This window comes from Pseudoflavonifractor sp. SW1122 (assembly GCF_012027765.1).
Classification (GTDB): domain Bacteria; phylum Bacillota; class Clostridia; order Oscillospirales; family Oscillospiraceae; genus Enterenecus; species Enterenecus faecium.
Window position 1 is genome coordinate 1 of the sequence record NZ_SJOS01000032.1, and the last position, 12,923, is coordinate 12,923.

Here is a 12,923-nt window from a genome sequence, read left to right on the forward strand (position 1 = left end):
TTTTTTGATGGTAAAAAGAAAAGCTTTGCTCTTCGACCATTTCTCAGGTGGAAACCAGCGCCCCCGCCGGGGACGCTCCGCTGGGCCCGATTTCTCCCCGATGAGAAATCGGGGAAAGAATCGCCAAAGGCGGGGCCTTCCCCCGCCTTTGGAATCCACCCCGCGGTACGGGGTGTCCCTGCGTTCTCCTTGTTTCGGCCCATAGCCTGGTGGGGTCACATAGATAGCTCGCCGTTCTATGGTTTGGATTTACTTCTCTGTTCCTGCGTCCTTCTACCGCCAGGGCCTTACCCTGGTAAGCAACGGTTTCCAGTTGCCGGGGGCTTGGCTCCCGGCGGCGGGAACGCCGCACACCGGGGTGAGGCCCTGGAAACAGGGGCACCGTCTCACAGAGAAGGAAATGCGTTCCATAGACTTGCCAGGCCATCTATGTGACCCCACCAGGGCCAGGGCCGGCCATAGGATTGACGCACTTCCAGCCTGGTACCCCAGGGGGGTCCTTAGGGGGAAACGCCCTAAGCGGGTTTTGGTTTCTTTTGCCCGCTCAAAAGAAACCCCCAGCGGGAAGCGTCCCCACCAGGCTGGCAAGCCGGAACCTGGGCGGTTAGACGATCAATTTCTCTTGATTCGTAAAAACAAATTGGCCGGAGAAAAGCACCTGCTTTTCTCCAGCCAAAGGTTTTTATTCTTCTTCCTGCTTGACGCAGACGATGTTCAGCTCGTCCAGCTGCTTGGGGTCCACGAAGGAGGGGGCGCCCATCATCAGGTCCTGGGCGTTCTTGTTCATGGGGAAGGGGATGATCTCACGGATGGAGTCCTCACCGGCCAGCAGCATCACCATGCGGTCCACACCGGGGGCAATGCCTGCGTGGGGGGGAGCGCCGTAGGTGAAGGCGTTGTACATGGCGGGGAACTTGCTCTTCACGTCGTCCTCGCCCAGACGCACCAGCTGGAAGGCCTCCAGCATGATCTCGGGGTCGTGGTTCCGCACCGCGCCGGAGGACAGCTCCACGCCGTTGCACACCAGGTCGTACTGGTAGGCGGTGATGGTCAGGGGGTCCACCTCGCCGGCAGCGGCCTTCTTCAGAATCTCCAGGCCGCCGTTGGGCATGGAGAAGGGGTTGTGGCAGAACTCCAGCAGCCCGGACTCCTCGCCAATCTCGTACATGGGGAAGTCCACAATCCAGCAGAACTCGTAGCGCTCACGGTCCATGTGGTTGGGGCAGAAGTTGCCCAGCTTGGAGCGGAGCACGCCAGCGGTCTTCTGGGCGGTGAGCAGTTTGCCTGCAGTGAGACCCACAAAGCAGCCGGGAGTGAGGCCCAGAGCCTCCACCACAGCCTCCTTGATGGGCTGGACGAACTTGGCGATGCCGCCCACGATCTCGCCCTTCTCATCGTAGCGGAACCAGTAGGCCTTCTCGCCGGACTGCACTTCCACCTCGGCGCACAGCCCGTCGATCTGCTTGCGGGTGCCCACAAAGTCGGTGACCACAATGGCCTTGACGGTGTTGCCCTCGAAGGGTCCGAAGCCGCAGCCGGACAGCACCTCGGTGGCGTCGGTGAGGGTCAGGTCAATGCGCAGGTCGGGCTTGTCGGAGCCGTACTTGTCCATGGCCTCCAGGAAGGGGATGCGGGTGAAGGGGGCCTGAGAGGCCACGTTGTAGGTGCCGTACTTGGCGAAGATGGGGGGCAGCACACGCTCCAGAACGGCGAACACGTCCTCCTGGTTGGCGAAGGCCATCTCCATATCCAGCTGATAGAACTCGCCGGGGGAGCGGTCGCCACGGGCGTCCTCGTCCCGGAAGCAGGGGGCAATCTGGAAGTAGCGGTCAAAGCCGGAGGCCATCAGCAGCTGCTTGAACTGCTGGGGCGCCTGGGGCAGCGCGTAGAACTTGCCGGGGTGCTTGCGGCTGGGCACCAGGTAGTCCCGGGCGCCCTCGGGGGAGGAGGCGGTCAAAATGGGGGTGGTGATCTCCATAAAGCCCTCGGCGGTCATGGCCTGGCGCAGGGCGGACACCACGTTGCAGCGCAGGATGATGTTGTTCTTCACCTCAGGGTTGCGCAGGTCCAGATAGCGGTACTTCAGACGCTGGGTCTCGTCCGCCTCCCGGCTGCGATTGATGGGGAAGGGCAGCTCGTTGTGGCGGCAGCGGCCCAGCACGGTGATGGCAGAGGGCACCACCTCAATGTCGCCGGTGGGCAGCTTGGGGTTCTTGCTGTCACGCTCCCGGACAACGCCGGTGACCTGGAGGGTGGACTCCTTGTTCAGGTCCTTGACGATGGCCATCATCTCGGCGGTCTCAAGGACCACCTGGGTGGTGCCGTAGAAGTCACGCAGCACCACAAAGGCCAGATTCTGGCCCACCTCACGGACATTTTCTAGGAAGCCAGCCAGGGTGACGGTCTGGCCGACCTGCTCCATGCGCAGTTCCCCACAGGTGTGGGTACGGGATTGAACCATGTGAAATCAACTCCAAAATGTATAATAGATATAAAATATTACAATTAGTGCTCAGGTTCCTGGATGGGGTCAATGCCAGCTACCCGTTCGGCCAGGTCGTTGGCAATGGTGTCCACCGCCTGGTCCACGGGCAGGGTCTCCTGCTGGCCGGTGGTCATGTCCTTGACGGACACGGCATTCTGGGAGATCTCGTCGTCGCCCAGGAAGGCCACGTAAGGCACGCCGATTTTGTCGGCGTAGGTCATCTTCTGCTTGAACTTCTTCTGCTCGGTGTACAGCTGGGCCCGCACGCACGCCTGGCGCAGCTGGGTGGCAAAGGAGATGGCGGGGGCCAGGTCCTCGGTCATGGGCAGGATGAGCACGTCGGCGGGGGCAGTGACCATCTCCTCGTTGAGGTAGCCCTGATCCTCCAGGACAAAGAACAGGCGGGTCAGGCCGATGGAGATGCCCACGCCGGGCAGCTGCTTGTCGGTGTAGTACTCGGCCAGGTTGTCGTAGCGGCCGCCGGAGCAGATGGAGCCGATCTCCGGATGGTCCAGCATGGTGGTCTCGTACACGGTGCCGGTGTAGTAGTCCAGACCACGGGCAATGGTCAAATCCACGGCAAAGTGGGTCTGGGGCACCCCGAAGGCGGACAGGTACTTCACCACGCAGGTGAGCTCGTCCAGGCCCTGGTCGAACAGCTCGTGGCGGCCACGGTAGCCCTCCAGAGCGGTGAGCACCTGGTCGTTGTCGCCCTGGATGGCGATGAACTTGAGAATCTCGTCGGCCTGCTCACTCGTGATGCCGATGTCCTCGCCGGTGAGGAGGGCGGCCACCTTCTCGGGGCCGATCTTCTCCAGCTTGTCCACGGTGCGCATGATGTCCCCGGACTTCTCGGTGAGGCCCAGCATGGCATAAAAGCCGTTGAGAATCTTCCGGTTGTTCACCCGAATCTGGAACCGCTTCAGCCCTAAGGAGGTGAAGGTCTGATAGATGATGGAGGGAATTTCCGCCTCGTTGACGATGTCCAGCTTGCCGTCCCCGATGATGTCGATGTCCGCCTGATAGAATTCACGGAAGCGGCCCCGCTGGGCGCGCTCGCCCCGGTACACCTTGCCGATCTGGAAGCGGCGGAAGGGGAAGGCCAGGTCCCCATAGTGGAGGGCCACATACTTGGCCAGGGGCACGGTGAGGTCAAAGCGCAGGGACAGGTCGGTGTCGCCCTTCAAAAAGCGGTAAATCTGCTTCTCGGTCTCGCCGCCGGCCTTGGCCAGCAGCACCTCGCTGGCCTCGATGACGGGGGTGTCCAGGGGGGTGAAGCCGTAGAGGGAATAGGAGCGGCGCAGCAGCTCCACCATGCGGTCAAACTGCACCTGACGCTGGGGGAGCAGTTCCATAAACCCAGAGAGGGTGCGGGGTTTTTGTTTTGCCATGTGAATCGGACTCCTTACAGCTAGAATGGGGGGGAACGTGTCCTGCCTGGGGTCCCATAGCATGCCGTAGGGGAGGGGCTTGCCCCTCCCGCAATCAGGCGCAACCAGGGACGGGAGGGGCAAGCCCCTCCCCTACCACGGGAAAAGGAGACGTTTCGCAAAGGAAAGAGGTGTTGCCGAGGCAACACCTCCGAACATGAGTTTACACTTTGAGCGGGGTAGAGGGTTTGATCAGCTCCCGCCAGTTCAGGTCGCCCCGGGCCAGGCCGTGGATGAGCATCTCGGCGGTGGCGGCGTTGGTGGCAATGGGCACATTGTTCTGGTCGCACAGGCGGGTGATATAGTGCAGGTCCTGGTCCAGATCCTCCGCATTGGGGTCATTGAAAAACAGCACCATGTCAATTTCGTTGTAGGCGATGCGGGCGCCAATCTGTTGGGCGCCGCCGTGAGCATGGGCCATAAACAGCTGGACGGGCAGTCCGGTGGCCTCGGCCACCAGGCGGCCGGTGCGGCTGGTGGCGCACACGGTATGTTTGGAGAGGATGCCGCAGTAGGCGATGCAGAACTGCACCATCAGCTCCTTTTTGTTGTCGTGACTCATCAGAGCAATGTTCATGGGAATCCTTCCTTTCTTGTGGGGGCTCAGCGGATGTGCAACAGGGGCACCCGCTGGCCAAGCAGGCGTTTGGCAATATTGAGATAAGCTGGTGCAGCGCCCTTGTAGGTCTTCAACACCAGAGGGACACTCTGAGCTGCCGCCAGGGTAACTTGGGGGTCCTCCGGCACCATGCCCAGCAGGGGCAGTCCGGCGGTGTCCATGGCGACGTCAATGGTGGTGCGCAGCTTGCCGATCATGCGGGGCTCTACCCGGTTGACCACCAGATGGATGTCCTCAATCTGGCCCATGAGCTTGGTCACCGCCCGCTGGGCATCCCGCAGGGCGGCGGGCTCGGTGGCGGAGACCACAATGGCACGGTCCGCGGCGTACATGGCCAGCTGGAACCCGTCTCCCAGTCCTGCCGGAGAGTCCAGAAAGATGAAATCGTAGTAGTCCCGTGCCTCGTCAATCACGTCCCGGAAGCCCTTCAAATCCAAATTGATGAGGGACAGGGGGGCGGTGAGGAGAAAGAGACCTCGAATTTGGGGGTGCTCTGCCGCTGCGGTGAGCAGGGGACAGCGATGTTCCATCACGTCGGAGAAGTCCATCACGGCCCGGTCGGACATGCCCAGGGCAATGTCCAGATTGCGCAGACCCACGTCCACGTCAATGCACAGCACCCGACGGCCTAAGGCGGCCAGACATGAGGCGACGCCGGCAGTGAGGGCGGTTTTACCCGTTCCGCCCTTTCCAGATGTGACCATTACCGATGTTCCCATGCCTTAGCCTCCTCCACAACAAGAAAATCATATCATGAATTGTCTCATACCGCAAGTTTTTTGTAAACAAATTGAATGAAAGTGCAGCATCCTGGGGTGCGCCGCACCCCAGGTCCTGCATTCTTCATTCTTCATTTTTCGTTCTTCATTTATAAGGGCGTCTTCTGCATCTTCGCCCAACGCCTCGGATACTTGGCGGGGCAGGGGGCCACCTTCTCCACCACCACCACCCGGTGGGTGATGTCCGTGTGGGGAATCCGGTAGTCGTAGCAGCCCTTGAGCACGCCGCCCAGGGTGGGGATGGCACGGGCCGCCCGGTCCAGCTCCTCCTGGCACTCCGGGCCCTTCATGGCCAGGAAACGCCCGCCCACCTTCACAAAGGGCAGGCACATCTCGCACAGAAGCCCCAGGTCCGCCACCGCCCGGGCGGTGGCAAAGTCAAACTGCTCCCGGAGTGAACCGTCTTGCCCCGCCTCCTCGGCCCGAGCATGGAGGGTGGTGACCCCCTCCAGCGCCAGCTCCTCCGCCACCGTCTCCAGCCAGGAAAGCCGCTTTTGCAGCCCGTCCAGCAGAGTGAGAGACAGGGTGGGGCAGAGGGCTTTCAGCACCATGCCGGGGAAGCCCGCCCCGGTGCCCACGTCAATGAGCTTGGCATGCTCCAGACGCCCGCAGTTTAAAAGGGGCGCACAGTCCAGCATGTGCAGGGTGGCCACGTCAAAGGGCTGGGTGATGGCGGTGAGGTTCATCACCTGGTTTTGTTCCATTAATAAATTACCATACTTTGCCAGCTTGGCCGCCGCATCCGCCGGGTAGGCGGGGAGGTCCAGCTGGGCAAGGCCGGTGGAAATGAGAGATTCCATGGGCGCGTGCTCCTTTACAGGGGTGTGGTGACGTTGGCGATGAGGGCGGGCACGCCCAGCCAAAGCCCCAGCACCACCGCCACCAGGCACACCAGGCAGATGAGAATGGTGCCCACCAGGCCGCCGGGGGCGGTACCCTGGCGCTGGCGGTGGACGGCGATGAAGGGCACGCCAATTCCCACAGGCACCACCAGCAGGGGGGCGGTGCCGGGGAGGGTGCGGGCGGTGGCGATGGTGTAGGTGATCAGGGCAATGAGCATGAGCATGTACCCAATGCCAATCCAGGCCGCCACCCGCTTTTCATAGGAGGCGGGGGTGTAGCTGGGTTCTTGCTCCTCCATTACTTGCCCTCCTTCAGCAGATCACGGATCTCGGTGAGCAGCAGCTCCTCCTTGGAGGGCTTGGGAGCGGGGGCTGCCTCCTCCTTTTTCCGGTGGAGGCGGTTGAAGGCCTTGACGATGCAGAACACGGCGAAGGCCATGATGATGAAGTTGAGCACCGCCTCAATAAAGCTGCCGTAGGCGATGGTGGCGGAGCCCAGGGTGAGGGTCAGATCGGAGAAGGACACCCGATTGACCAGCAGCCCCAGCAGGGGCATGAGAATGTCGTTGGTGAGGGAGTCGGTGATGGACTTGAAGGCGCCGCCGATGATGACGCCCACCGCCAGGTCCAGCACGTTGCCCCGGTTCAAGAAGGTCTTGAATTCCCGAATAAAGGCTTTCATCTGTAGTTACCTCGTATGGTATCTCAGTGCTTGGGGGTGAGCACGGTGGTGCCGCCCATGTAGGGGCGCAGAGGCTCGGGGATGGTGACGGAGCCGTCGGCCTGGAGGTTGTTTTCCAGGAAGGCGATGAGCATACGGGGAGGAGCCACCACGGTGTTGTTCAGGGTGTGGGGCAGGTACATGCCGTTCTCGCCCTTGACCCGCATCTTCAGGCGGCGGGCCTGAGCGTCGCCCAGGTTGGAGCAGGAGCACACCTCGAAGTACTTCTGCTGACGGGGGGACCAGGCCTCAATGTCGCAGGACTTCACCTTCAGGTCGGCCAGGTCGCCGGAGCAGCACTCCAGCTGACGGACGGGGATGTCCAGGGAGCGGAACAGCTCCACGGAGTAGCGCCACATTTTCTCGTACCACTCCATGGACTCCTCAGGGCTACACACCACCACCATCTCCTGCTTCTCGAACTGGTGGATGCGGTACACGCCGCGCTCCTCAATGCCGTGGGCGCCCTTCTCCTTGCGGAAGCAGGGGGAGTAGGAGGTGAGGGTGTAGGGCAGGGAGGACTCGGGGATGATCTGGTCGATGAACTTGCCGATCATGGAGTGCTCGCTGGTGCCGATGAGGTACAGGTCCTCGCCCTCAATCTTATACATCATGGCGTCCATCTCGGTCTGGCTCATGACGCCCTCCACCACGTTGCCGTGGATCATGAAGGGGGGCACGCAGTAGGTGAAGCCCTTGTTGATCATAAAGTCCCGGGCGTAGGCCAGCACAGCGGAGTGCAGCCGGGCAATGTCGCCCATGAGGTAGTAGAAGCCGTTGCCGGACACGCGGCCAGCGGAGTCCAGGTCGATGCCGTCAAAGGACTCCATGATGGCGGTGTGGTAGGGCACCTCGAAGTCGGGGGTGGCGGGCTCGCCGAACCGCTCCACCTCCACGTTGAATTCATCGCTCTCGCCGATGGGCACGGAGGGGTCGATGATGTTGGGGATCTTCAGCAGGATGGAACGAATCTCCACCGCCAGCTTGCCCTCCAGCTCCTCCAGCTCGGCCAGGCGGTCAGCGTTGGCCTTCACCTGGGCCTTGACGGCCTCGGCCTCCTCCAGCTTGGAGGGGTCCTTCTTGGCCTGGCCCATGAGCATACCGATCTGCTTGGACAGGGAGTTGCGGGAGGCCCGCAGGTTGTTGGCCTCGGTCATGGCGTCCCGGTTCTGGCGGTCCAGCTCGATGACCTGGTCCACCAGGGGCAGCTTGGCGTCCTGGAACTTCTTCTTGATGTTCTCTTTGACAACCTCGGGGTTTTCCCGGATAAACTTGATGTCTAACATAATACTGGCTCCTTTATTCGTGTTTCTGGGAGAATATAAATGAAAAATGAATAGTGAATAATGAATAATTATGGTGTGCCGCTGTGCGGCACGGATTACATTTTGGGGCGGTAGGGGAGGGGCTTGCCCCTCCCGAATTTCTCAGAGTAATACCAGAAAACTGGCTGACAGAGCACCCTCAGGGCTTGCATTCTTCATTTTTCATTCTTCGTTCTTCATTGCCTGCGGCAGCTGGCCCAGCTGCTCCAGCAGGTTATTCAGATCGTCCACATTGTAGAACTCCAGCTCCAGGCGGCCCTTCTTCTTGCCGCTGGTGATCTTCACCTTGCGGCCCAGATGGCTGGCCAGCTGCTGCTGGGCCTGGTCGATATACATCTGGTTTTCGTTGGTGGGCTTCTCCTTCTTCACCTTGGGCTCCAGGGTGAAGTGCTTGGCGGCGGCCTCCGCCTGACGCACCGACAGCCCCTGTTCGGCAATCCAGGCGCCAAAGGCGGTCTGGGCCTGCTCGCCCTCCACCATGAGCACCGCCCGGCCATGTCCGGCGGACAGGATGCCCTGGGCCAGCTGTTCCCGGACGGCAGGGGGGAGGGAGGTGAGACGCAGGGCGTTGGCAATGGCGGGGCGGGACTTGCCCATCCGCCGGGCCACCTCCTCCTGGGTCAGGCCGTAGTCGGTGAGCAGCACCAAATACCCCTCCGCTTCTTCCATGGGGTTCAGGTCCTCCCGCTGGAGGTTCTCAATGAGGCCCAGCTCCATGACCTTGCGGTCGTCCGCCTCGATGATGACCACCGGCACCTCGCTGAGGCCCGCCTGCTTGGCGGCCCGCCACCGGCGTTCCCCGGCGATGATCTGATAGTATCCGGTGGAGAGACGGCGGACGGTGAGGGGCTGGATGATGCCGTGCTCCCGGATGGAGTCCGCCAGGTCGGCCAGGGACTCCTCGTCAAACCGCTTCCGGGGCTGGTTCAGCCCCGGCTCCACCTGGGAGATGGGCAGCTGTACCGAGCCCGCCTCTTGGGTCTGGAGGGCGGCGTCCCCCATGAGGGCGCCCAGGCCCCGGCCTAAGCCGCCTTTGACTTTTGCCATGTGGCTATCCCTTCCTTTCTATTTCAGTGGGATGTTTCACGTGAAACATCAGGCTTTGTTCTTGTTGTGAAACTCCTCCGCCAGGGCCTCATAGGCCTCGGCGCCTCGGGACCACTTGTCGTAGGCCAGCACCGGCTTGCCGTGGCTGGGGGCCTCGGAGAGGCGCACATTGCGGGGGATGACACTGGCGTACACCTTGCCGGGGAAGTACCGCTTGACCTCCTCCGCCACCTGCATGGACAGGTTGGTGCGTCCGTCGTACATGGTGAGCACCACGCCCTCCAAATCCAGGCTGGGGTTCAGGGACCGCTTGGCCAGACGCACGGTGTACATCAGATCGCTGAGACCTTCCAGGGCGTAGTACTCGCACTGGACGGGCACCAGCAGGGTGTCGGCGGCGCACAGGGAGTCCAGGGTGAGCAGCTCCAGGGAAGGGGGGCAGTCGATGAAGATATAGTCGTAGTTGTCCTTCACTTCCTCCAGGGCGTCCTTCAGCCGGTACTCCCGACGGTCCATGCCGATGAGCTCCACGGTGGCGCCGGACAGGGCCTTGTTGGAGGGCACCACGTCCGCCCAGGTGGTGGACACAATGGCCTTGGACATGGGGGCGTTGCCCAGCAGCACGTCATACACACTGGGGGAGTGGGACTTGTCCACACCGAACCCAGAGGTGGCGTTGCCCTGGGGGTCGAAGTCGCACACCAGCACCTTGTGGCCCTGTTGACCCAGAGCCGCGGCCAGATTGACACAGGTGGTGGTCTTTCCAACACCGCCTTTTTGGTTAACAATGGCAATGGTTTTTGACATAACACAACCCGCCTTTTTTCATTCAAAGGATAAACAGAACTGAGTTTGATTATACCGTTTTGTGAGGATTTTTTCAACCACCACAGTGTAAGAAAAATAGGTGTTTCACGTGAAACAAATTGGACTATCTCAGTCGGGTGACTGAGGTAGTCTGTTGTTCTATTTTTCCAAATACAGGCTTGCCAGCCGGGGACGCTCCGCTGGGGTAACTTTCTGACTGGGCAGAAAGTCACCAAAGACCCACCAAAGGCGGGGCCTTCCCCCGCCTTGTGGAATCCACCCCGCGGTACTGGGTGCACCTGCGTCCGTCTTGTTTCGGCCCTGGTCCGGGTGGGGTCACATAGATAGCTTGCCGTTCTACAGTTCGTGTTGACTCCTCTGATGGTACACGCTTCCATTGCCAGGGCCTACCATGGAGAAGCGGCGTTCCCGCCGCCGGGAGTCCGGCTTCGGATGACTGCCGCCGGGAGTGTTTGCCGCACTTCCTGTGTTGCTGTGGTAGGGGCCGTGGCTTGCCCGGCCCGTTGGTTTCCTGGCATTGCCCTGGGGGATTCGGGAGGGGCAAGCCCCTCCCCTACGCCCATCAACCCAAGAAATTTGGCGATGTTCAGGGCCTTTTTGTGCCCAGCCCACCAGAATTGCGCTGCCAGGCTCCCGACCGCTGGGAACAGCGGCTCACCAGAGTAAGGCCCTGGGAATCGAAGTACCATCCTACAGAGGAGTGGGCACCACCCACAGAATGTCTATGCCATCTATGTGACCTGAACCGTCCAGGGCCGAAGAGAGAAAGGCGCACGTTCCAACCAGTACCCCAGGGAGGTTCTTAGGGGGGAACGCCCTAAGCGGGTTTTGGTTCCTTTTGACCGAGCAAAAGGAACCCCCAGCGGGAAGCGTCCCCACCAGGCTGGCAAGCCTGAGACTTGGGAGGTTAGAAGGGCAACCTCTCAGTCAGGTATAATATATATAAGGAATAAAAGAAACACGCCGCCCCGAGCGCCGGGACGGCGTGTCCTCTTATTCCGCAGGTTTCTGAATGTGAATGGTCACCTTCACCCCATCCTCCACTTCCTCCTTGGTGCACTGGGTGTGCAGTCCCGCCGCCTCCATGAGTTTCACCGAGCGGCGCAGGGTGTTGAAGAATAACCGCACATCCTTAATGCGCAAAATAGGGGAGGGGGGCTGCTTGGTTTTGGTGTCCTGGCACAGCTTGGAGATGTACGCCTCCGACTGGGCCACCGTGAGGTTGTTGCGGACGATGTACTGGGCGGCCTTGCGCTGGTCGTCTCCGTTGTCCAGCCGCAGCAGCGCCCGGGCGTGCCGCTCGGTGAGCTGGGCCTGGCGGAGAATGTCGATGACGTCGGGGGGCAGCTTGAGAAGCCGCAGCTTGTTGGCCACCGCCGACTGGCTCTTGCCCACCCGCCGGGCCACCTCGTCCTGAGACATGTGGTGGAGGGTGATGAGGCGGCGCAGGGCGATGGCCTCTTCCCACACGTCCAGGTTGCGCCGCTGGATGTTCTCCACCAGGGCCAGCAGGGAGGAGGTCTCCTCATCCGTCTGAACCACCAGGCAGGGCACCATGGTCATCCCCGCCATCTGGGCCGCCCGCAGCCGCCGCTCTCCGGAGATGAGCTCCCACTCATTGCCCACCTTCCGCACCGACAGGGGCTGTAAGATACCCAGCTGCACGATGGAGTCGGACAGCTCTTGCAGCTCCGCCTGGGAGAAGATACTCCGGGGCTGGTTGGGGTTGGGGTGGATGCTATCCACGGGCAGGTTGAGCACCTGCCGTTTGTCCTTTAAAAAAAGTGCCATTCCTCATCTGCCTCCTGGGGAAACGCAGGTTTCCCTGTATTTTTCCACATTGTAGCACGAAGCTGTGGAAAAATTCTGTCGGAGTCTGGGATGGGAAATGGCACTTGTGAAGGTCAGGCGCGGAGGAAGCCCTTGCCGAAGATCTCGCTGGAGTTGGTGATGAGCATGAAGGCGTGGGGGTCGATGGCCTTCAGATGGCGGCGCAGAGCCACCGCCTGGGCTCGGGACAGGGCGGTGAGCACCACCCACTTGTCCTGATGGGAGTAGGCGCCCTCGCCCTTCCAGAAGGTGGCGGAGCGGTGGAGCGTATGGGTGATGAAGTCGCACACCTCTTCCGGACAGGAGGTCACCAGAATGAAGCTCTTCTTCCGGTTGAGAGACTCAATCACCGAGTCTACCAGAACAGACTTCAACACCAGGCCCAGCAGGGAGAAGAGGCCCGTCTCAATGTCAATCAAAACGAGGGTGGACCCGGCGATCAGTACGTCCACATAGAGCAGGGCCATGCCGATGTCCAAGCTGGTAAATTTTTTCAGTATCATGGCCAGGATATCGGTGCCGCCGGTGGAGCCCTGGGTGTTGAAGAGAATGGCAGAGCCCAGGGCGGGGAGGATGACGCCGAAGAACAGCTCCAGCAGCTTCTCGTCGGTGAGGGGGCCGGACAGAGGCACCAGCCACTCCAGCCCAGCCAGCATGCCGGAGAAGAGGAGAGAGCAGTACACGGTGCGCACGCCGAAGCCCCGGTTGAGTACCCCAAAGCCCAGCAGGAGGAAGGCCACGTTGATGACCGAGGCAAACAGGGAGGAGCTCACCGCAGGGAAGATGGAGGAGAGGATGACGGCGATGCCCGTCACCCCTCCGGTGGAGAAGTGATTGGGAAATTTGAAAAAGTAGGTACCCATGGCCACCAGAGCGGTGCCCAGGGTGAGCAGGGCATATTCCGTCAAGAATTGTTTCACTTTCATCGGCTTCGTACCCCTTTCTCTCTCATATCATTGGGCGAATTTGGGACCTTTTCTACAATTTGTTGATTACCCTTCTAAAGTGTAAATATTG

The 12,923-nt window shown here is 61.1% G+C and carries 12 protein-coding genes; all 12 read right to left on the reverse strand.

The window, feature by feature from the left end; translation table 11 throughout:
- Positions 1-682: 682 nt before the first annotated feature.
- A complete protein-coding gene (gene aspS, locus E0L15_RS08315) occupies positions 683-2,461 on the reverse strand; it encodes an aspartate--tRNA ligase (protein WP_168125228.1) in 1,779 nt (592 codons plus the stop codon).
- Positions 2,462-2,505: 44 nt separating this feature from the next.
- Complete coding sequence (gene hisS, locus E0L15_RS08320; RefSeq protein ID WP_168125229.1) at positions 2,506-3,876, reverse strand: histidine--tRNA ligase; 1,371 nt, start codon at positions 3,874-3,876, stop codon at positions 2,506-2,508.
- 202 nt (positions 3,877-4,078) lie between these two features.
- Positions 4,079-4,492 carry a methylglyoxal synthase gene (locus E0L15_RS08325; RefSeq protein WP_087232307.1) on the reverse strand — a complete coding sequence of 138 codons (414 nt, stop codon included), beginning with the start codon at positions 4,490-4,492 and terminating at the stop codon, positions 4,079-4,081.
- A gap of 26 nt (positions 4,493-4,518) precedes the next feature.
- The gene (locus tag E0L15_RS08330; protein ID WP_087232310.1) at positions 4,519-5,253 is read right to left on the reverse strand and encodes an AAA family ATPase; all 735 of its coding nucleotides are present in this window, start codon (positions 5,251-5,253) and stop codon (positions 4,519-4,521) included.
- Positions 5,254-5,402: 149 nt separating this feature from the next.
- Positions 5,403-6,113: a 16S rRNA (guanine(527)-N(7))-methyltransferase RsmG gene (rsmG, locus tag E0L15_RS08335; RefSeq protein WP_168125230.1), complete on the reverse strand. Its 711-nt coding sequence runs from the start codon at positions 6,111-6,113 to the stop codon at positions 5,403-5,405.
- A 14-nt stretch (positions 6,114-6,127) separates the two neighbouring features.
- Positions 6,128-6,454: a hypothetical protein gene (locus E0L15_RS08340; RefSeq protein ID WP_168125231.1), complete on the reverse strand. Its 327-nt coding sequence runs from the start codon at positions 6,452-6,454 to the stop codon at positions 6,128-6,130.
- Positions 6,454-6,837, reverse strand: coding sequence for a large-conductance mechanosensitive channel protein MscL (gene mscL, locus E0L15_RS08345; protein WP_168125232.1), 384 nt, complete (start codon positions 6,835-6,837; stop codon positions 6,454-6,456). Before mscL ends, E0L15_RS08340 begins: the two co-directional genes overlap by 1 nt.
- Positions 6,838-6,860: 23 nt before the next feature.
- Positions 6,861-8,162, reverse strand: a complete 1,302-nt coding sequence (gene serS / locus E0L15_RS08350; protein ID WP_168125233.1) for a serine--tRNA ligase — start codon at positions 8,160-8,162, stop codon at positions 6,861-6,863.
- Between the two features lie 201 nt (positions 8,163-8,363).
- Positions 8,364-9,248 (reverse strand): ParB/RepB/Spo0J family partition protein, encoded by an 885-nt coding sequence (locus E0L15_RS08355; RefSeq protein WP_168125234.1) that lies wholly within the window; start codon positions 9,246-9,248, stop codon positions 8,364-8,366.
- A 48-nt stretch (positions 9,249-9,296) separates the two neighbouring features.
- A complete protein-coding gene (locus E0L15_RS08360; RefSeq protein WP_168125235.1) occupies positions 9,297-10,055 on the reverse strand; it encodes an AAA family ATPase in 759 nt (252 codons plus the stop codon).
- A 1,014-nt stretch (positions 10,056-11,069) separates the two neighbouring features.
- Positions 11,070-11,867: a ParB/RepB/Spo0J family partition protein gene (locus E0L15_RS08365; protein ID WP_168125236.1), complete on the reverse strand. Its 798-nt coding sequence runs from the start codon at positions 11,865-11,867 to the stop codon at positions 11,070-11,072.
- 113 nt (positions 11,868-11,980) lie between these two features.
- The gene (locus E0L15_RS08370; protein ID WP_168125237.1) at positions 11,981-12,832 is read right to left on the reverse strand and encodes a YitT family protein; all 852 of its coding nucleotides are present in this window, start codon (positions 12,830-12,832) and stop codon (positions 11,981-11,983) included.
- Positions 12,833-12,923: the final 91 nt, after the last annotated feature.